The organism is Pseudomonas sp. PAMC 25886 (assembly GCF_000242655.1).
Lineage (GTDB): Bacteria > Pseudomonadota > Gammaproteobacteria > Pseudomonadales > Pseudomonadaceae > Aquipseudomonas.
Genome location: NZ_AHHC01000079.1, coordinates 31,249 through 48,288, shown reverse-complemented (window position 1 = coordinate 48,288; position 17,040 = coordinate 31,249). Strand labels below are relative to the sequence as shown.

The 17,040-nt window shown below is 62.9% G+C and carries 17 protein-coding genes and 1 pseudogene; 2 read left to right on the top strand and 16 right to left on the bottom strand.

All coding sequences use genetic code 11. The features are described 5' to 3' along the window. The 7 genes and pseudogenes from MUM_RS01000000132690 to MUM_RS0125240 all read right to left on the bottom strand — a co-directional run. A pseudogene (locus MUM_RS01000000132690) lies at nucleotides 1-1,316 on the bottom strand (type IV secretion protein Rhs); the annotation flags it as partial. 174 nt (nucleotides 1,317-1,490) lie between these two features. Next, nucleotides 1,491-2,252, bottom strand: a complete 762-nt coding sequence (locus MUM_RS0125265) for an SDR family oxidoreductase (protein ID WP_010175449.1) — start codon at nucleotides 2,250-2,252, stop codon at nucleotides 1,491-1,493. Then, a complete protein-coding gene (locus tag MUM_RS0125260; RefSeq protein WP_010175448.1) occupies nucleotides 2,245-3,045 on the bottom strand; it encodes an SDR family NAD(P)-dependent oxidoreductase in 801 nt (266 codons plus the stop codon). Before MUM_RS0125260 ends, MUM_RS0125265 begins: the two co-directional genes overlap by 8 nt. Continuing rightward, the gene (locus tag MUM_RS0125255) at nucleotides 3,038-3,859 is read right to left on the bottom strand and encodes a molybdenum cofactor biosynthesis F family protein (protein WP_010175447.1); all 822 of its coding nucleotides are present in this window, start codon (nucleotides 3,857-3,859) and stop codon (nucleotides 3,038-3,040) included. The genes MUM_RS0125260 and MUM_RS0125255 overlap by 8 nt, the downstream gene beginning before the upstream one ends. Before the next feature lie 85 nt (nucleotides 3,860-3,944). Continuing rightward, the gene (locus MUM_RS0125250) at nucleotides 3,945-4,604 is read right to left on the bottom strand and encodes a helix-turn-helix transcriptional regulator (protein WP_010175446.1); all 660 of its coding nucleotides are present in this window, start codon (nucleotides 4,602-4,604) and stop codon (nucleotides 3,945-3,947) included. Between the two features lie 50 nt (nucleotides 4,605-4,654). Continuing rightward, complete coding sequence (locus MUM_RS0125245; protein ID WP_003209872.1) at nucleotides 4,655-5,020, bottom strand: cupin domain-containing protein; 366 nt, start codon at nucleotides 5,018-5,020, stop codon at nucleotides 4,655-4,657. Between the two features lie 110 nt (nucleotides 5,021-5,130). After that, nucleotides 5,131-6,429 (bottom strand): NAD(P)/FAD-dependent oxidoreductase, encoded by a 1,299-nt coding sequence (locus tag MUM_RS0125240; RefSeq protein ID WP_010175445.1) that lies wholly within the window; start codon nucleotides 6,427-6,429, stop codon nucleotides 5,131-5,133. 195 nt (nucleotides 6,430-6,624) lie between these two features. On the opposite strand from MUM_RS0125240, the gene hpaR reads away from it, so the two are divergent. After that, nucleotides 6,625-7,047: a homoprotocatechuate degradation operon regulator HpaR gene (gene hpaR, locus MUM_RS0125235; protein WP_010175444.1), complete on the top strand. Its 423-nt coding sequence runs from the start codon at nucleotides 6,625-6,627 to the stop codon at nucleotides 7,045-7,047. Between the two features lie 142 nt (nucleotides 7,048-7,189). Here hpaR and hpaI read toward each other — a convergent pair whose 3' ends face one another. The 8 genes from hpaI to MUM_RS0125195 all read right to left on the bottom strand — a co-directional run bounded on the left by hpaI (nucleotide 7,190) and on the right by MUM_RS0125195 (nucleotide 14,635). After that, on the bottom strand, nucleotides 7,190-7,990 hold the full coding sequence (hpaI, locus tag MUM_RS0125230; RefSeq protein ID WP_010175443.1) for a 4-hydroxy-2-oxoheptanedioate aldolase: 801 nt from the start codon (nucleotides 7,988-7,990) through the stop codon (nucleotides 7,190-7,192). 16 nt (nucleotides 7,991-8,006) lie between these two features. Continuing rightward, nucleotides 8,007-8,810, bottom strand: a complete 804-nt coding sequence (gene hpaH / locus MUM_RS0125225) for a 2-oxo-hept-4-ene-1,7-dioate hydratase (RefSeq protein ID WP_010175442.1) — start codon at nucleotides 8,808-8,810, stop codon at nucleotides 8,007-8,009. 10 nt (nucleotides 8,811-8,820) lie between these two features. Then, complete coding sequence (locus MUM_RS0125220) at nucleotides 8,821-10,125, bottom strand: MFS transporter (protein ID WP_010175441.1); 1,305 nt, start codon at nucleotides 10,123-10,125, stop codon at nucleotides 8,821-8,823. Between the two features lie 49 nt (nucleotides 10,126-10,174). After that, the gene (locus MUM_RS0125215; RefSeq protein ID WP_010175440.1) at nucleotides 10,175-10,567 is read right to left on the bottom strand and encodes a 5-carboxymethyl-2-hydroxymuconate Delta-isomerase; all 393 of its coding nucleotides are present in this window, start codon (nucleotides 10,565-10,567) and stop codon (nucleotides 10,175-10,177) included. A 141-nt stretch (nucleotides 10,568-10,708) separates the two neighbouring features. Further along, nucleotides 10,709-11,566, bottom strand: coding sequence for a 3,4-dihydroxyphenylacetate 2,3-dioxygenase (gene hpaD / locus MUM_RS0125210; RefSeq protein ID WP_010175439.1), 858 nt, complete (start codon nucleotides 11,564-11,566; stop codon nucleotides 10,709-10,711). A 170-nt stretch (nucleotides 11,567-11,736) separates the two neighbouring features. Next, nucleotides 11,737-13,197: a 5-carboxymethyl-2-hydroxymuconate semialdehyde dehydrogenase gene (gene hpaE, locus MUM_RS0125205; RefSeq protein WP_010175438.1), complete on the bottom strand. Its 1,461-nt coding sequence runs from the start codon at nucleotides 13,195-13,197 to the stop codon at nucleotides 11,737-11,739. A gap of 5 nt (nucleotides 13,198-13,202) precedes the next feature. Continuing rightward, nucleotides 13,203-13,973, bottom strand: coding sequence for a fumarylacetoacetate hydrolase family protein (locus MUM_RS0125200; RefSeq protein ID WP_010175437.1), 771 nt, complete (start codon nucleotides 13,971-13,973; stop codon nucleotides 13,203-13,205). Beyond that, nucleotides 13,970-14,635, bottom strand: coding sequence for a fumarylacetoacetate hydrolase family protein (locus MUM_RS0125195; protein WP_010175436.1), 666 nt, complete (start codon nucleotides 14,633-14,635; stop codon nucleotides 13,970-13,972). The genes MUM_RS0125200 and MUM_RS0125195 overlap by 4 nt, the downstream gene beginning before the upstream one ends. A 143-nt stretch (nucleotides 14,636-14,778) precedes the next feature. Between MUM_RS0125195 and hpaA the strand changes: the two genes are divergently transcribed. Beyond that, entirely contained in the window at nucleotides 14,779-15,681 is a 903-nt protein-coding gene (gene hpaA / locus MUM_RS0125190; protein ID WP_010175434.1) for a 4-hydroxyphenylacetate catabolism regulatory protein HpaA, read from the top strand. A gap of 11 nt (nucleotides 15,682-15,692) precedes the next feature. Here the strand turns inward: hpaA and MUM_RS0125185 are convergent, their stop codons facing one another. After that, nucleotides 15,693-16,949 (bottom strand): OprD family porin, encoded by a 1,257-nt coding sequence (locus tag MUM_RS0125185; protein ID WP_010175431.1) that lies wholly within the window; start codon nucleotides 16,947-16,949, stop codon nucleotides 15,693-15,695. Between the last annotated feature and the right edge of the window lie 91 nt (nucleotides 16,950-17,040).

The following is a 17,040-nucleotide window of genomic DNA, read 5'->3' as shown; positions in this document are numbered from 1 at the left end:
AAGGGCAGCACGCCCTCCAACGAGCCGTCGGTGAGGGTCAGCAGCTCCTCACCGGTAACCATCGATACCGGGCAGCCATTGGTTGCGGTCTTGTCTGCGGGAGCGGCTGCATCGCCGCCGGGGTTCTTGGCAGAGGCGGGCGCATCATCCACAAGCTCCTGCTTCACCAGCGCCGTGCGCGCCGTCTTCGGCTCCCGCACCAGAGCCGCCGGGTTCGAAACCTGATCTGGACCCACCTTCAACGGCACCGCCGCCGCCTTGACCGGCACCGCATGACGCTGAAGCGCTACCGGCTTAAGCACCTCGGCATGCCCATCCATCCGGGCCGTGCCGCCCAGCTTGGCCATCTGCTCCAGCCATTCCCGTGCCCGCTCGGACTTGACCTTGCCCCGCACCTGCGCACCCAGCCGCACGGCCACACCCATACCGCCGGTAGCCCATAGCAACAACAGGTTGAGCAGCACCTCGGTGGTGATTTCCCCCAGCAACTCAAACAGGTAATGCGGGGGCAGCATGCGCATCCAACTGACCATCGCGGACAGGTAGATAAACAGCAGCGGTTCATCGCTCAGAATCAGCAGTCCTTTGGCAATCGCCTCATGACTGAGCTTCAGCAGCGCTCCAAGCTCGGCCTGGGAGAGGTACTGCAGCAGCTTTTCGCTGTTGGGCTTGATGTCTGCCAACCATTGGTACAGTTGCGCAATACCGTCCCAGAGACCGTAAAGCACGTTGCCAAACCCTTGCGCATAGGCCATTTGCAGCGAGGTGTACCGATCGGTGTAACCGGCCTTGGCATAGCTCTCCCATATCGGCTTGAACGTGCTCGTCCACTCGCCACGCAGGCGACCTTCCAGCGAGCTGATCTCGGACTGATAGGAGGTATACAGCGCCTTGATGTGGTCCCTGGACACGTCGGGATAAAAGCTGACCCGGTACTGCCGGTCGACGGTGCACTCGGTGACTTCGAGAATGCCGCTGGGGCCGATGGTTTTATGGAGGGGGTCGCCGAGCGGACCACCGTCTTGCGCGATTTCCTGGAGCATGACCGGCGTATTGCCGATGGGCACGAACCGTGTGCTCTGGAACATGTGCACCAGGGTCAGCGGTGAGTTGGCCTTGCAGGTCGCGACGGTGCTGCTGGGGTAAAGAGAACGGGTGATGGGCGCGACCAGCGACACCTCATCGCCGACCTTGAACACCTGCTCGACATCCAGTGCCGAAAAACTCCAGAAGCTCTCGGCCCATGCGTCGTAGGTGTTCAAGCAGTGTGTGAAGTCGTTGAGAACCGCATTGACGTTACGCGTCTTCGGGTCCATCGCCGCCACGACTAAAAAGCCAATGGCGGGAATCAAGAGGCAGCCCCACTGGGCAGAGCAGTAATCGAAAAAGACATCGGCGTTCCCTCGCGCTGTGTGATCAGGCGAGGGACTTTGCAGCGGTTCTCAAGACGGGGGAGTAGAGGTTATCTGGCCGTTCAGTAGGACGTTTCGTTAAACCTCCGGCAAGGTCGAACCGCCATCCACCACCAAGGTCTGCCCGGTGATATAGCCTGCCAGGTCCGACGCCAGAAACAGCATCGCCCCGGCGATATCTGCCGGCGCACCCAGCCGTCCCAGCGGCACCCGGCTGGCGATCTGTGCGTTCACCTGGTCATCCCCCAGATTGCCCATGGCCGGCGTGGCGATCATGCCGGGCTCCACGCCATTGACCCGCACATTCAGCCCGGCCAGTTCCAGCGCGGCATTGCGGATGAACCCGTTGACCCCGGCCTTCGACGCCGCATAGTGACTCAACCCTGGAAATGCGACCCTCGGCCCGGTGACTGAAGACGTGACCAGCACGCAGCCCCGGCCCTGGCGACGAAACATCGGCAGCGCCGCCTGGGTCAGCCAGAACAGCGCCGATAAATTCACCGCCAGGGTGCGCTCGAGTAGCGCCGGGGTGATGTCGGCAAAGGGCGTCAGCGGAAAATACCCGGCGTTATGCACCAGAATGTCCAGCCGGCCCCACCCTTGCTCCAACCCCTCAATCAGTTTGAATACCGCTTCGGCCTCCGCCAGATCCACGGCCACCGCTTCCACCTGACAGCCGCGCCCGCACAGCTCCACTGCCAGCGCTTCGGCCAGTTGCAGGTCGGCGATCATCACTCGCGCACCTCGCAGGGCAAACGCCTCGACGATGGCCCGCCCAATGCCCTGGGCGCCGCCGGTTACCAGGACGCTGCGACCGCTGAAATCCAGGTCTTCATCCATGACTCGCCTCCATATGCGCATACGCCAGCGTCGGCACATCGACGATGCTTGAACCGCCATCCGCCACGAGCGTTGCCCCGGTAATGATCGACGCCTCGCTGGAGGCCAGGAAGCGGCACACCCTGGCGATTTCCTCGGCGCTGGCCGGGCGGCGCAAGGGTACATCGGCGCACACCCGGTCATAGGCGTGTTGCAGCGTCTCGCCATGAAAGTCCATCAACGGCTGCATCTCCTCATCCGCCATCGGCGTGCGCACCCAGCCCGGGCACACAGCGTTCACCCGCACGCCTCGCGGGCCGTAATCCCGGGCCAGTGAGCGATTGAGCCCGAGCAAGGCATGCTTGGCCGTGGTGTAGCCGCACACTTCAGGCCCGGCGACCAGGGAGGCAATCGAACCCATCAGCACAATATTCCCGGCACTTTCCAGCAGCAGCGGCAAACACGCCCGGGCACTGTAGAAGGCACTGTCGAGGTTGCTGCGCAGCGCCGCTTCCCAGGTCTGCGGGCTGGTGTCGGTGGCGCTGCCAACGCCATGCCCGCCCGCGCAGGCCAGCAGCACGTCGATCCGCCCATAGCGCTGGCGAATCTGCGTGACGAAACCCTCCCACGTCTGCGGGCAGGCCGCATCACCCACCAGCACGAGGCCGCCGGTTTCCCGGGCAACCTGCTCCAGCGGTTCGCGACGACGGCCGATCAGTACCAATTGCGCACCGTCGGCGGCGTACAGCCGGGCGCAGGCGGCACCGATGCCCGTGCCGGCACCGGTAATCACAACGGTGCGCGGCTCAGTCATCAGGATGCTCCGTGCGGTTGAGCACCTGGCAGTAGGAGCTGATGGGAAAGTTCGACAATTCATCGAAAGAGGCGTCGGCATAACCAAAGATCTTGCCGTCGCTGCGGTGCTGCTGCAGGTCGATCAGCACCAGGCCGAGGGTGGGGATGATTTTTTCGCGCCACACGAACAGGTACAGCTGGTCGGCGATCTTGTAGTAGTCGCAGCGGTCGGTGTCGCACAGGCCTTGCTCGACGCCCTTGAGGCATTGCCAGGCGTAGAACTGGTGGTTGAGGTAGATGTGCTCGTAGACCTCGCTTGGGCTGTAGCGGTACTGGTTGCGCAGGCCGGTGAGTTCGGTGGTGGGGGCGTGAGGGCATTGGCCGGCTTGCCAGGGGCGGTCGAGGCTGCCGTGGAGGAAATCCACTTCCACCGAGGTCAGCGGCTTGCCGGCGAGGGCGCGGCTGTAGAGGCCTTCGCGGGTTTGTTCCTGGGTGGGCATGCGCCCGAGTACGGCGGTGAACGAGGCGCTGGCGGTGTCGAGCACCAGGCTGACCGACCAGGCTTGCGCACCGTCGCGCTTGATGAAATCCACCAGGTACAGGCCGGGACGCACCGAGGTCGCGCGGTAGCTTGCGCTGCCGCTGGAGTGGCCGTCAGCCGCGACCCAGGCGAGGCTGTCGCGTTCGAAACGGTGTTCGATCTGCCAGCCATTGGCAAAGTACAGCGTGAAGGTTTTGCCGCTTAGGTCGGCCAGGTTCGGCAGGATAAAGGCCTCGGGGGCGAAGCCGTCGGCCAGGGCGCCCACGGTGATCCAGTCAGAAGGGGTGGTCATTGCGATGCTCCGGTTGGGTGGGTGAATACCACGGATCATCGCGCCCGGCAGCAGGCCCGACCATCAACCGGATGGTTGAGGCCGGCTACAGGAACAGGCTGCCCACCAGCTCCGTACGGCTGCTGACGCCGGTCTTGCGAAACAGGTTGATGAGGTGGGTCTTGATGGTCGGCAGGCCGACTTCAAGCTCCCGGGCCAGCTGTTTGTTGCTGGCGCCCTGGCGGAGTAAAAGAGCGATCTGGCGCTCCTTGGGTGTCAGCCCGGCCAGTGCATCCTCAGCGGGCTGCATGTTGGCGACGGCCAGTTGCAGCAAGGTTTGCAGGGCATTCAGTTGGGTCAACTGCTCGCCGGTGAACGCGCCCTGGTCGGCGGTGCGCAGCAGCGAGATCGCCGCCTGGGGCTGGCCGCCGCGCTGGGCGAAAATTTCCACCACATCGACCACGCCGTATCGCCGCAGAAAATCCCCATACCGTCGGGTATCCCGCGCCGGCTGGCGGGCCATGGCAAGGCCCAGCGGCACCACTGCGAGTCCACTGGACAAGCAGTTGCGCGGTTGAAGGGGATCGAACTGGCGGTAGTTGTCGAGGTAGTCGCGGTGCATCTCGCCGCTCATGCCGTGCAGCTGGAAATCCCGCGCTTGCAGGTGGCGGTCGACACAATAGAACGCGGCCTGGCTGACCGGAATCAATCGGGTAAAAGCCTGCAGGCACTGGCCGGCGACTTCGTGGGCGGGGAGGGAGTGCATGGGGGCACCTGCGCCAAAGGGCTGCCGACGGGTGCCGGCAGCCGGAGCTGTCACACCACGGCGAAGTAGTGTTTGACGAAACTTTCGCTGACCACTTCCCACAGTACGGGCGTGCCCTTGGTCACGAACCAGCTGTCACCGGCCTTGTAGCGGGTGCTCTGGCCGGTGGACTCGTCGGTGAGTACCACCTCGCCGGTGACCACGGTGGCCTGTTCGGCAAACGGGTAGACCATGCGGAACTTGCCCTGGGTGGTGCCGAAATAGGCGCTGCTGACCGGGTCGGTCGGGGCGCCGAAGGTCATTTTGCCGAAGGCCCGGACTTCGCCTTCGAGGATGGTCGAACCGAGGTCGGCGACGGTGCCCCAGGCGTCGAGTTCCGACAGCTGGATGTCTTTCTTGAGGGTAACGAGGGTCATGGCAGTTGCTCCTGATGAGAAAAAATAGGCGGCAATGTGGGCGCTGGCGTCCTGGATGAACGCGGCGCCCTCGGGTTTTTCGCGAGCAAGCTCGCTCCTACAGGTGTTTGTCAGCGGCGGCCGTTCCAGTAACCGGAAAGCTGGTGCCAGGACTTGCCGGCGGTGAGCAGCAGCGGGCGGATCGTGTCTTTGCCGATGATGGTCGGGCGATGGATCGAGCTGACCAGGTCATACCGCGCCGAGCCTTCGCTCATGCCCTCGGCCAGCACCTTGCAGATGATGTGGCTCGGGGTCACGCCGAAGCCTGAATAGCCCTGCACATAAAACGCGTTGCTGCGCCCGGGCAGGGTGCCGATCTGCGGGAACAGGTTCGGGCTGCAGGCCATCGGGCCGCCCCAGGCCAGGTCGATTTTCACGTCCTTGAGGTACGGGAAAATCTTCAGCATCAAGTTGCGGTTCCAGGCTTTCAAATCGCCGGGAATGTGCTCCACCAACGGCGTGGCGGCACCGAACAGCAGGCGGTTTTCGTTGGTGACACGGTAGTAGTCGATCACCGGGCGAATGTCGCTGTAGGCCCCGCGAATCGGGCTGATGCGGTTGATCAGCTCTTCAGGCAATGGCTCGGTCATCATCTGGAACGCATAGGTGTTGATGGTCGACCGGTGCAGTTCCGGTTCCAGCTTGTTGAGGAAACTGTCGCAGGCCCACAGCAGTTTGCTGGCCTTGACCGAACCGCGCCCGGTGCGCACGGTGATGCGTTCGCCGTAGCTGACTTCCAGCGCCGGGCTGTTCTCGAAAATCCGCACGCCGTAGCCGGCCAGGGCCTTGGCTTCGCCCAATAGCAGGTTCAACGAGTGCACATGCCCGCCGCCCATGTGCAGCAGGGCGCTGCTGTAGGCGTCGGAGCCGATGATCTGCTTCACGTCGGAGCCGCCGAGGAAGCGGATTTCATGCTGGGTGTTGATGGACTTGAAGTCTTTTTCCCAGGCGCGCAGGGTCTTTTCCTGGCGGGCGTTGAAGCCCATGTAGCCGTAGCCGTGGCAGAAGTCGGCATCGATGTCGTACTTGGCGATGCGGTTCTTGATGATGTCGGCGCCCAGGTCGCTGATCTCGAAGATCTGGCGCAAGCCGTCTTCACCCACGTCTTTCTTGATCTTTTCCAGGTCGTGACCGATGCCGGCCATGATCTGCCCACCGTTGCGCCCGGTGCCGCCAAAACCCAGGTAACGCGCTTCCAGCACGACGATGTTGGTGATGCCTTTTTCGGCGAGTTCCAGGGCGGTGTTGATCCCGGAAAAGCCGCCCCCGATGATCACCACGTCGGCTTCCACGTCCTGTTCCAGGGTCGGGAAGCTGAGGTTGTATTTTTTGGTCGCCGTGTAATAGGTCGGCGTTTCGATATTGATCATTGCGCTGCCTGACAGTGAAGAGCTAATGAGTGTATTAAGGGCGCTGGCACGCTGGATGTCTTGATTCTGTGTGCCGCAGGTTTTGATCCTGCGCGCCAGAGCCCTCGCCGGCTTCACAAGTTATAGCGTGAGGCGGGGAGGAGAGTGTTAGAGTTTCGTTAAAACATTAACTAAATCTATCGTGACCCTGAGCCTATGTTGAAACCCAGACAATCCCTGACCTTGACCCTGTTGCAGGCCCGTGAAGCGGCCATGAGTTTTTTTCGGCCTTCGCTGAATGAGCATGGGCTGACCGAGCAGCAGTGGCGGGTCATCCGAATTCTCAGCCAGCATGACGAGCTGGAGATTTACCAATTGGCCGAACTGGCGTGCATTCTCAAGCCGAGCATGACCGGCGTGCTGGTGCGCATGGAGGCGGCGGGGATGGTGCACCGGCGCAAGGCCGAGCAGGATCAGCGGCGGGTGCTGGTGACGCTGGCGGAGAAGGGCAAGGCCAGTTTCGAGTCGATGAGCCAGTGCATGGAAGAGAATTACCAGCGCTTGCAGGGGCAGTTTGGGGAGGAGAAGTTGCAGGTGTTGCTGGGGTTGCTGGATGAGTTGAAAACCATCAAGCGTTGAATCACGGTAGATGAGTAACAGGTGATCAAAATGTGGGAGCTGGCTTGCCTGCGATGCAGGCGCCTCGATCCTTCAGGTACACCGAGGTGATGCTATCGCAGGCAAGCCAGCTCCCACAGTTGATCTCTGTTGTTTGACGGGGTTAGTACACTCCGCCGGTAATGGCCGGTGCTGCGGTGTCTTTGAACTTCGCAGCCAGCCCCTGCAACCCGCGCATCAACACCGTCGTATCCACACCCACCGCCACAAACGCCGCCCCCAGTTCGATATACCGCCGCGCCAGCTTTTCATCCGCACTCAAGATCCCTGCCGCCTTGCCGGCTTTTTGAATCCGGACGATGGCGTCTTCAATCGCCGCCTGCACCTCGGGATGCCCGGGATTGCCCCGATGCCCCATGGCCGCACTCAAATCCGCCGGCCCGATAAATACCCCGTCGACGCCTTCAACCGCCGCAATCGCGTCCAGATTCTCCAGGCCTTCACGGTTCTCGATCTGCACCAGCAGGCACATCTGCGCATCGGCCTCGTCCAGGTAACCGGGAATGCTGTTCCAGCGCGACGCCCGCGCCAGCGCACTGCCCACGCCGCGTATGCCCCGGGGCGGATAACGCATCGCCCGCACCAGCTGCCGGGCCTGTTCAGCCGTCTCCACCATCGGCACCAACAGCGTCTGCACACCAATATCCAGCACCTGCTTGATCAACGCGGTATCACCGATCACCGGGCGAATCACCGGCTGGCTGTCGTACGGCGCTACGGCCTGCAACTGGCCGAGCATGCCGCGCAGGTCATTCGGTGCGTGCTCGCCGTCGATCAGCAGCCAGTCGAACCCGGCATTCGCCGCCAGCTCGGCGCAGTAGGCGTCGGCCAGGCCGAGCCACAGGCCGATCTGGGTTTCGCCACGTTGCAGGCGTTGCTTGAAGCGGTTGATGGGCATGTCCATGAACAGTCCTCCAGGGTCAGACAAAGCGGCAGGAGATGGAGCCCAGCATGTCGTAGTCGACATGGAAGGTGTCACCCGGATTCGCCGCCACCGGGCGGGTAAAAGAGCCGCCGAGAATGATCTGGCCGGGTTGCAAGGTGACGTCGTAGGGCGCCAGTTTGTTCGCCAGCCAGGCCACGCCCTTGGCCGGGTGGTTGAGCACGGCGGCCGACACCCCGGACTCCTCGATCACCCCGTTGCGGTACAACACCGCCGGCACCTTGCGCAGGTCGATCTCGGTCGGGCGCACGGCGCGGCCACCCATCACCACGCCGGCGTTGGCGGCGTTGTCGGAAATGGTGTCGAACACCTTGCGGGTGGCGTTGGTGTGCGGGTCGATCTGCTGGATGCGGGCGTCGATGATTTCCAGCGCCGGGATCACCCATTCAGTGGCGTCGAGCACGTCGAAAATCGTGCAGTTCGGGCCCTTCAGCGGCTTGCCGAGGATGAACGCCAGTTCCACTTCCACCCGTGGGACGATGAAGCGCTCGAACGGAATGTCGGTGCCTTCATCGAAGAACATGTCATCGAGCAGGGCGCCGTAATCCGGCTCGGTGATGTTCGACGACACCTGCATGGCCCGGGAGGTCAGGCCGATCTTGTGCCCGACCAGCTTGCGCCCGTCCTTGATTTTCTGTGCCACCCAGGCGCGCTGGATGGCATAGGCGTCGTCGATAGTGATGTTGGGGTGGTCCAGGGAAAACTGGCGCACCTGCTCACGGGAGCGCTCGGCCTGGTCGAGGCGGGCGGCGGCTTGCTGGATTTGGGCTTGTTCAAGCATGACAAACTCTCTACTGGGGATTGACGATGGCCGCATGGGTGCGCAGCACCAGCAGGCCGCCGAGGGCGATAAGCAGCGCCAGCACATACAGGGCCAGGCTCGCGCTTTGGGTGGTGTCGCGCATCCAGCCGATCAGGTACGGCGCGAGGAACGACGCGATGCTGCCGAACGAGCTGATCAGCGCGATGCCGGCGGCCTGGGTGCTGTTGGACAGGAACGCCGGTGGCAGTTGCCAGAACATCGGCAGTGCGGCGCTGGCGCCCATACCGGCCAGGATCAGGCCGCCGAGCACCAGGGTCGGGTTGGTGGGCGAAAGCCCGGCGACGGCGATACCGATGGCCGACATCAACAGCGGTACGCACAGGTGCCAGCGGCGCTCGCGGTTGCGGTCCGATGAGCGCCCGCAGCCGATCATGAAGAAGCATCCGGCCAGGTACGGCACGGCACTCAGCAGGCCCACCTGGCTGTCGCGGCCGATGCCGGCGCCGTGGATCAGGGTAGGCATCCAGAACGCCAGGGTGTTCACCGCCAGCATCACCGCGAAGTACACCGCCACCAGCAGCCACACCTGCGGGTCACGCAGGATGCCGCCAAAGGAGGTGATGGATTTGCGTTGTTCTTCAGTGCTCAGTTGCTCGCGCAGTTGTTGCTTTTGCGCGGGCTCCAGCCACTTCACGGTTTCGAAGCTGTCGGGCAGGTATTTCAGGACGACCAAGCCGAGCAGTACCACCGGCGCGCCTTCGATCAGGAACATCCACTGCCAGCCGCGCAGCCCGCCGAAATCATGGAAGTTCTCCAGGATTGCACCGGACAACGGGCCGCCGACCACACCGGCCATGGGCACCGCAATCGCAAACAGCGCGGTGACTTGGGCACGGCGTCGGGCCGGGTACCAGCGGTTGAGAAACACCAGGATTCCCGGGAAGAACCCGGCCTCGGCCACCCCCAGCAAAAAGCGCAGCACGTAGAAACCGGTGGAGCTTTCGATCCACAGCATGCTGGTGGACAGCACGCCCCAGACCACCATCAGGCAGGCGATCCAGCGCCGTGGGCCGACCCGGTCCAGGGCCATGTTGCTCGGCACGCCGAACAGCGCGTAGGCGATGAAAAACAGGCCGGCCCCGAGGCCGTACACCGTGTCGCTGAAATGCAGGTCGGTACTCATCTGCATCTTGGCGAAGCCGATGTTGATCCGGTCCAGGTGGGCAAACAGGTAACAGATCAGCAGCAACGGCATCAGTCGCCAGGTGACGATGCTGTGGGTGCGCTGATGTTCGATCAGGGTGGTGCTGTCGGCGGTATTGGCTGTGCTCATGATGTTGTTCTTTTTGGTTTGAGTGCCATGGGCGGAAAGCGGGCTGTGCTCAGCCCGCCTGGTTCTTCAGGAATGCGTGCACGTTGTTCTGCTTGAAATTCAGCTCGGGGTGCAGCTCGATCATCTCGAACGACAGCGCCAGCAGCCGTTGGGACTGCAGCTCGGCGAAGTGCTCGGTGATGACCTTGAACAGCGCTTCGGCTACCGTCTTGCGGGTTTCCAGGTCCCGCCCGTGGCCGACCTTGAGGGTCATGTGGACGAAGGCGTAGTCATGCTTGCCGTCGGCCATGCGCCAGGTGTCCAGGCGCACCCCGCGACTGCGAATGCCTCCCAGGGGAAACACGCCGCTGGCCCCCAGCACGGCGTGAACCTGTTCGAACAGGGCCGGCAGGTTGGCTTGCTGCTCAATGTTGTCGGTGTATTCGGCGATGAAGTGCGGCATGTGCGTCTCCTCTCAGGGTGAGGTGCAGCGAGTTTCTTGTGGGAGCTGGCTTGCCTGCGATGGCATCAACTCGATGAGACAGTTACACCGAGGTGCGTGCATCGCAGGCAAGCCAGCTCCCACATTGATCCTCACCAAGGCTCATAATGGGAAAACGGCATTGATCTGCCCGGTGCCCGAGCTGCCGAATGGCGGGGTGATGATCTCGGCCGGCTGGTTGTAGTCCGGCCCGCCCAGCAGTCCCAGGAGCATCGCGGTGTCGTGCATCTTGCCTTCGCCGAAGCAGTGCTCGGCGTAGTCCGGCAGCATCGCGCAGAACTCCTTGAAGCGGCCTTGCTTCCACATTTCCACCACGTGCAGGTCCATCTGCTTGTCGAATTCACGGGTCCAGTTGTGGATGTTGGCTTCGGCTTCGCGGTCGTCCGAGAAGCGGTGGGAGAGGGAGCCCGAAGCCAGCACCAGGACTTTGCGGTCGCTCTTCTCGATGGCCCGGCGCACGGCGGCGCCAAACGCGAAGCTGTCTTCCAGGCGGTGCCAGGCGCACCACGCGGCAATCGAAATCACGTCGAACTTCTGCTCGTCCGGTACGCCCATGTGCATGTAGCGCATCGGTACCAGGGTGCCGTATTCCAGTTCCAGGCTCGGGATGTTGTGGGCCATGGTGCGCACGCCGGCCAGGTTGGCCTCGGCGGCGATCAACTCGCCCAGCTCCGGGCAGCCCGGGTATTCGTAATCCATGTTCTTGATGAAGTGCGGCAGCTCGTTGCTGGTGTAGGTGCCCTTGAAGTGCTCGCCGCAGTTGACGTGATACCCGCTGTTGACCAGCCAGTGCACGTCGAACACCACGGCGGTGTCGGCCCCCAGTTCACGGGCGCGCCGCCCGATTTCCTTGTGCCCGGCGATGGCCGCTTCACGGCAACCGTGGTGCTTGCCGGGCAGTTCCGACAGGTACATCGAGGGAACGTGGCAGATCTTTGCTGCCAGGACGACTTCGCCCATGATGATTCTCCTGAATAATTGTTTTTGTCTTGGAAGCGTGTTGTCAAAGATCAAATGTGGGAGCTGTCGAGCCCCGGCGAGGCTGCGATGGGATCACCGCGCTGTCTCCGGCAGACCGCAGCGCTTGCATCGCAGCCTCGCCAAAGCTCGACAGCTCCCACAGGGATCACTCAAACACCCCAGCGCGGGATGTGATGACTGCCCATGGAAATGCACACGTTCTTGATCTCGGCGAACACTTCGAAGCTGTACTGGCCGCCTTCACGGCCGGTGCCGGAACCTTTTACCCCACCGAACGGCTGGCGCAAGTCCCGCACGTTCTGGCTGTTGATGAACACCATGCCGGCTTCGATGCCGTAGGCCAGACGATGCGCCTTGCCGATGTCCTGGGTCCAGATGTACGACGCCAGGCCGTACTCGGTGTCGTTGGCCAGTCGCAGCGCCTCGGCTTCGTCCTTGAACGGGATCAGGCACACCACCGGGCCGAAGATCTCTTCCTGGGCGATGCGCATCTGGTTGTTCACATCGGCAAACACCGTCGGCTGGATAAACTGCCCGCGGCTCAAGTGCGCCGGCAGGTTGGCCGGGCGCTCCAGGCCGCCGGCCAGCAGGGTGGCGCCTTCTTCGAGGCCAATCTTGATGTAACCGGTGACCTTGTCATAGTGGGCCTGGGTGATCATCGAGCCGACCTGGGTTTTCGGGTCTTGCGGGTCGCCAACGATCAGGCGCTTGGCGCGGGCTGCAAACTCGGCGACGAACTGCGGGTAGACGCTCTCCTGAATGAAGATCCGGCTGCCGGCGGTGCAGCGTTCGCCGTTCAGCGAGAAGATGGTGAACAATGCCGCGTCGAGGGCGCGCTCCAGGTCGGCATCTTCAAAGATCAGCACCGGCGACTTGCCGCCCAGTTCCATCGAATACTTTTTCAGCCCGGCGGTCTGCATGATTTTCTTGCCGGTGGCGGTGCCGCCGGTGAAGGAAATCGCCCGCACGTCCGGGTGGCGCACCAGTGCATCACCGGCCGTGGCGCCGTAGCCCTGGATCACGTTCAGAACGCCTTTGGGAATCCCGGCTTCGACCGCCAGGCGCCCCAGTTCATTGGCGGTCAGCGGCGACAGCTCGGACATTTTCAAAACGGCGGTATTGCCCAGCGCCAGGCACGGCGCGGTCTTCCAGGTGGCCGTCATGAACGGCACGTTCCACGGCGACACCAACGCGCACACACCCACCGGCTGGTACAGGGTGTAGTTGAGCATCTGGTCGTCCACCGGGTAGCTGTGGCCGTCCATGCGGGTGCAGACTTCGGCGAAGAAATCGAAGTTGTGGGACGCCCGGGGAATCAACACGTTTTTGGTCTGGTGGATCGGCAGGCCGGTGTCGAGGGTTTCCAGTTCGGCCAGGTGCGGCACGTTCTGTTCGATCAGCTCACCGAGCTTGCGCATCAGGCGGGCACGTTCCTTGGCCGGTGTTCCCGCCCATTTCGGAAAGGCTTCCTTGGCCGCCGCTACCGCCTGCGCCACTTCTTCGGCACCGCCGCTGGCGACTTCACCGATGGCTTCGCCGGTGGCCGGGTTGTAGTTGATGAAGGTGTCTTTGCTTTCGACCTCACGGCCGTTGATCCAGTGTTTGATCATGTTGCTCATGCCTCTTGACCGGCGGCGAAAAAGTCCGCCTCGCTGACAATTCGATTGACCAGGCGACCGACGCCTTCCACTTCCACGACCACTTCATCCCCCGGCACCACATCGGCCAGGCCTTCGGGCGTGCCGGTGGCGATCATGTCGCCGGGTTGCAGGGTCATGAAGCTGGACAGGTATTCGATCAAATACGGGATGTCGAAAATCATGTCTTTCGTGCTGCCTTCCTGGCGCAGTTCACCGTTGATCCAGGTGCGCAGCTTCAGGTTGCTCGGGTCCGGCACGTCGGCGACATCCACGATCCACGGGCCTACCGGCGTGGTGGCGTCACGGTTTTTTACCCGCAGGTTGGGGCGGTAGTAGTTTTCCAGGTAGTCGCGGATCGCGTAGTCGTTGCACACCGTGTAGCCGGCCAGATACTCCAGGGCGTTCTCGCGTTTGACGTTGCGCGCCGGCTTGCCGATGACCGCCACCAGCTCGCACTCGTAGTGCATGTAGGCGACGTTGTCCGGGCGCCAGGTCACCTGGTTGTGGCCGGTGTAGGTGCCGGGGGACTTGATGAAGGCCAGCGGTTCGGTGGGCGGCTTGAAGGCCAGTTCGGCGGCGTGGTCGGCGTAGTTCAGGCCGAGGGCAAACATGCTGCCGGTGGCCGGTGGCAGCCACTCGACCTGGTCTTCGGCCAACAGGCGACCGTCGGCCAGGCGCACGGCGTTTTCAGCTTCGACCAGAACCTGGTGGGCTTCACCTTCAAAGCGAATACGGGCGTGTTTCATGACAGCTCCTCAGCCTTGATGTGGTTGACCAGGCGGCCCAGGCCGCTGATCTCGACTTCAACCGTGTCGCCGGGTTGCACATCCACCCGGCCTTCGGGCGTGCCGGTGATCAGCACATCGCCTTCGTGCAGCGTCATGAATTCGCTGATCTCGGCGATCAACTGCGGGATGCTGCGCACGAAATTGGCGGTGGAGTTTTGCTGGCGCAGTTCACCGTTGACGAACAGCTTCACGCTCAATTGGTGCGGGTTGGCGACCTGGTCACGGGCCATCAGCTCCGGGCCCACTGCGCAGAAACCGTCCCGGCATTTGGCCTTCACCGCCGGGCGGTAGTAGCTGTCTTCCGGCAGGCTGAACTCGTTGACGATGGTGTAGCCCGCCACATGTTCCAGGGCGTTTTCGACGCTGACCCGGCTGGAGCTCTTGCCAATCACCACCCCGAGGGCCGGGCCCGGTTGCAGGCGTTCACCCTGAGGGTGCAGCACCACGCCGTCGTGGTGGTTGCGGGTGTTGGGCGTCTTGATGAACAGCACCGGCTTGACCGGTGGTTTCTGGTAAGGCGCTTGTTCGAATTCGGCGAGACGTTGGTTCAGCAACCCCTGGTAGTTCAGCGCAACGCCGAACAGGGTGCCGTTCGCAACATCGTGCAGGGCACGGCTCATGCTTTTCTCCTGGCAGTGGCGGGGCAGATTGGGGTCTGCTTCGCGGGATATTCGTTAACCTGTTAACGTTATAATTAAGATGTTAACTATCGTCAAGCGTGGCAATATTTCAGGGCAGTCAAAACAACAAAGAGAATCCAGTGATGAGCGATCGTCAGCCGATCCCCAACATCAACATCGGGCAGGTCTACGACCAGCGTTACAGCGATGCCGAGGTGCACTACGACAGGCTCGGTAACCTGGCGGGATTTTTTGGTCGCAACATGCCGGTGCACCGCCACGACCGGTTTTTCCAGGTGCATTACGTCAAGACGGGCGCGGTGCGCGTCTATCTGGATGACCAGCAGTACCTCGAATCCGGGCCGATGTTTTTCCTCACACCGCCGACGGTGGCGCATTCCTTCGTCACCGAAGCCGACGCCGACGGCCATGTGCTGACGGTGCGCCAGCAACTGGTGTGGGCCTTGATCGACGCCGACCCCAGCCTGGCCCCCGGCGCGCAATTGCCGGCCGCCTGTGTGGCGCTGGCGCGACTGGCGCCGGAGTTTCATCCCGAGGTGCGCCGCCTGGAGTTCCTCTTCGACGAGCTGTGCAGCGAGATCAACGCCCAGGCCTGCGGGCGTGGTTCGGCGCTGGACAGCCTGACGCGCCTGATCATGATCAGCCTGCTGCGCCTCTGCGCCAATTCCCTGGAGGCCCGTCCGGCCCGCCATGAAGACCTGCGGATCTTCCATCGCTTCAACGAACTGATCGAAGACCACTACCTGCAACACTGGCCGTTGTCGCGCTACGCCGACGGCGTGGGCGTCACCGAGGCGCGCCTCAACGAGGTGTGCCGGCGGATTGCCGACCTGCCGTCGAAACGCCTGATCCTTGAACGGCTGATGCAGGAAGCCCGGCGCCTGCTGCTGTTTACCGGCAGTTCGGCGAATGAAATCTGCTACCAACTGGGGTTCAAGGACCCGGCGTATTTCAGCCGGTTCTTCCAGCGTTACGCGCAGATGACGCCGGGGGAATACCGCCAGCGTCAGTCGGGGTTGCGTTGAGGCGCCCGGCGTTACCACAGGGCCACGGTGTAGCCGATGATCACCCGGCTTTCGTCGATGTCGCTGGTCAGGCCGTTGCTTGAGCGCAGGGTGGCGTTGCGCAGCCGTACGTTGACGTTCTTCAGCGGGCCGCTTTGCACGGTGTAGACCAGGTCGGTGTCACGCTCCCATTCCCGGCCGTTGCGCACCGTGGCGGTTTGCGCGTGGCTGCCGTCGACATAGCGGGTCATGAAGGTCAGGCCCGGCAGGCCGAGGGCGGCGAAGTTGTAGTCGTAGCGGGCCTGCCACGCATCGGTGTTGGCCTTGGTGAAGATATTGATGGTCACCAGGTTGACCGAATACGGGTCTTGGCCGGGGAAGGCAAAGTCGCCGTCGCCGGAAAGGTTCTGGAAGCCCAGGCCGAATTTGTGCGCGCCCACCGACAGGCTGAACATGCCGTTGAAAAACCGGTTGTCGATCCGCCCGCCGTCCACGCGGGTAGGGCTGCGCAGCAGGGCGCTGCCTTGCTCGCGAGTATCGAAGTAGCGCAGGTCGGTGCGCAGGTTCACGCCCTCGGCCAGCGGCAGGTCATGCACCAGGCCGATAAAGTTCTGGCGGTAGATGTCCTGCATCTGCGCGTAGTAATAGGTCGCCGCCAGGTGCGGGTTGATCGCGTAGGTGCCGCCGGCCAGGTCCAGGTGGCTGCTGTTGACGCCGCCGTAGCTCATGGACTCGTTGTTGGAGGAGTCCCGCAGGTTCTGTTTTTCCAGGCGGCCGACGTTCAACGTCAGGCCGTCGATGTCCTGGGAGGTCACCAGCTCGCCGTTGTAGGTCGACGGCAGCAGCCGGGTGTCGTTGTAGGCGGCCACCGGCAATATCGGTTGCAGGGTGCCGAGCTTGAGCACGGTTTTCGACAGGCGCAACTTGGCGGTCAGGCCGAGTTCGCTGTAGCTGTCGGCCGGCTCGCCGCTGGCGCCGGATGGCAGCAGCCCGGTGCCCCGGCGGTCGCGGCTGGAGTCGAGCTTCAGGCCCATTTCACCCAGGGCGTCCACGCCAAAACCGACCACGCCTTCGGTGTAGCCCGACTCCAGGCGCAGCACAAACCCCTGGGCCCACTCATCGGCCTTGTTCTGCGGCGCGTTGGTCTGGCGAAAGTCGCGGTTCATGTAGAAATTGCGCAGGTCCAGGCTGGCTTTGCTGTCCTGGATAAAATCGGCGTGGGCGACCAGAGGGGTAAACGCGGCGCACAGGCCAGCGCTTGCCGCCGTGCGAAAGAGGCACGAATGCATGAGGGGCGTTCCTTTTGTTGTTTTTGTTGGTAGAGCCCGCCACCGGGGCAGGGGCGGGCATATTGTTAACATGTTATCTTTAAGCTGAATA

Coding starts and splice junctions, on each gene's coding strand:
- MUM_RS0125220 (WP_010175441.1), bottom strand. CDS start 10,125: ATGAGCACAGCCAATACCGCCGACAGCACCACCCTGATCGAACATCAG.
- MUM_RS0125200 (WP_010175437.1), bottom strand. CDS start 13,973: ATGAAACACGCCCGTATTCGCTTTGAAGGTGAAGCCCACCAGGTTCTG.
- MUM_RS0125255 (WP_010175447.1), bottom strand. CDS start 3,859: ATGACCACCCCTTCTGACTGGATCACCGTGGGCGCCCTGGCCGACGGC.
- MUM_RS0125240 (WP_010175445.1), bottom strand. CDS start 6,429: ATGATCAATATCGAAACGCCGACCTATTACACGGCGACCAAAAAATAC.
- MUM_RS0125250 (WP_010175446.1), bottom strand. CDS start 4,604: ATGCACTCCCTCCCCGCCCACGAAGTCGCCGGCCAGTGCCTGCAGGCT.
- MUM_RS0125215 (WP_010175440.1), bottom strand. CDS start 10,567: ATGCCGCACTTCATCGCCGAATACACCGACAACATTGAGCAGCAAGCC.
- hpaD (WP_010175439.1), bottom strand. CDS start 11,566: ATGGGCGAAGTCGTCCTGGCAGCAAAGATCTGCCACGTTCCCTCGATG.
- hpaH (WP_010175442.1), bottom strand. CDS start 8,810: ATGCTTGAACAAGCCCAAATCCAGCAAGCCGCCGCCCGCCTCGACCAG.
- MUM_RS0125245 (WP_003209872.1), bottom strand. CDS start 5,020: ATGACCCTCGTTACCCTCAAGAAAGACATCCAGCTGTCGGAACTCGAC.
- hpaE (WP_010175438.1), bottom strand. CDS start 13,197: ATGATCAAACACTGGATCAACGGCCGTGAGGTCGAAAGCAAAGACACC.
- MUM_RS0125185 (WP_010175431.1), bottom strand. CDS start 16,949: ATGCATTCGTGCCTCTTTCGCACGGCGGCAAGCGCTGGCCTGTGCGCC.
- hpaR (WP_010175444.1), top strand. CDS start 6,625: ATGTTGAAACCCAGACAATCCCTGACCTTGACCCTGTTGCAGGCCCGT.
- hpaI (WP_010175443.1), bottom strand. CDS start 7,990: ATGGACATGCCCATCAACCGCTTCAAGCAACGCCTGCAACGTGGCGAA.
- hpaA (WP_010175434.1), top strand. CDS start 14,779: ATGAGCGATCGTCAGCCGATCCCCAACATCAACATCGGGCAGGTCTAC.
- MUM_RS0125260 (WP_010175448.1), bottom strand. CDS start 3,045: ATGACTGAGCCGCGCACCGTTGTGATTACCGGTGCCGGCACGGGCATC.
- MUM_RS0125195 (WP_010175436.1), bottom strand. CDS start 14,635: ATGAGCCGTGCCCTGCACGATGTTGCGAACGGCACCCTGTTCGGCGTT.
- MUM_RS0125265 (WP_010175449.1), bottom strand. CDS start 2,252: ATGGATGAAGACCTGGATTTCAGCGGTCGCAGCGTCCTGGTAACCGGC.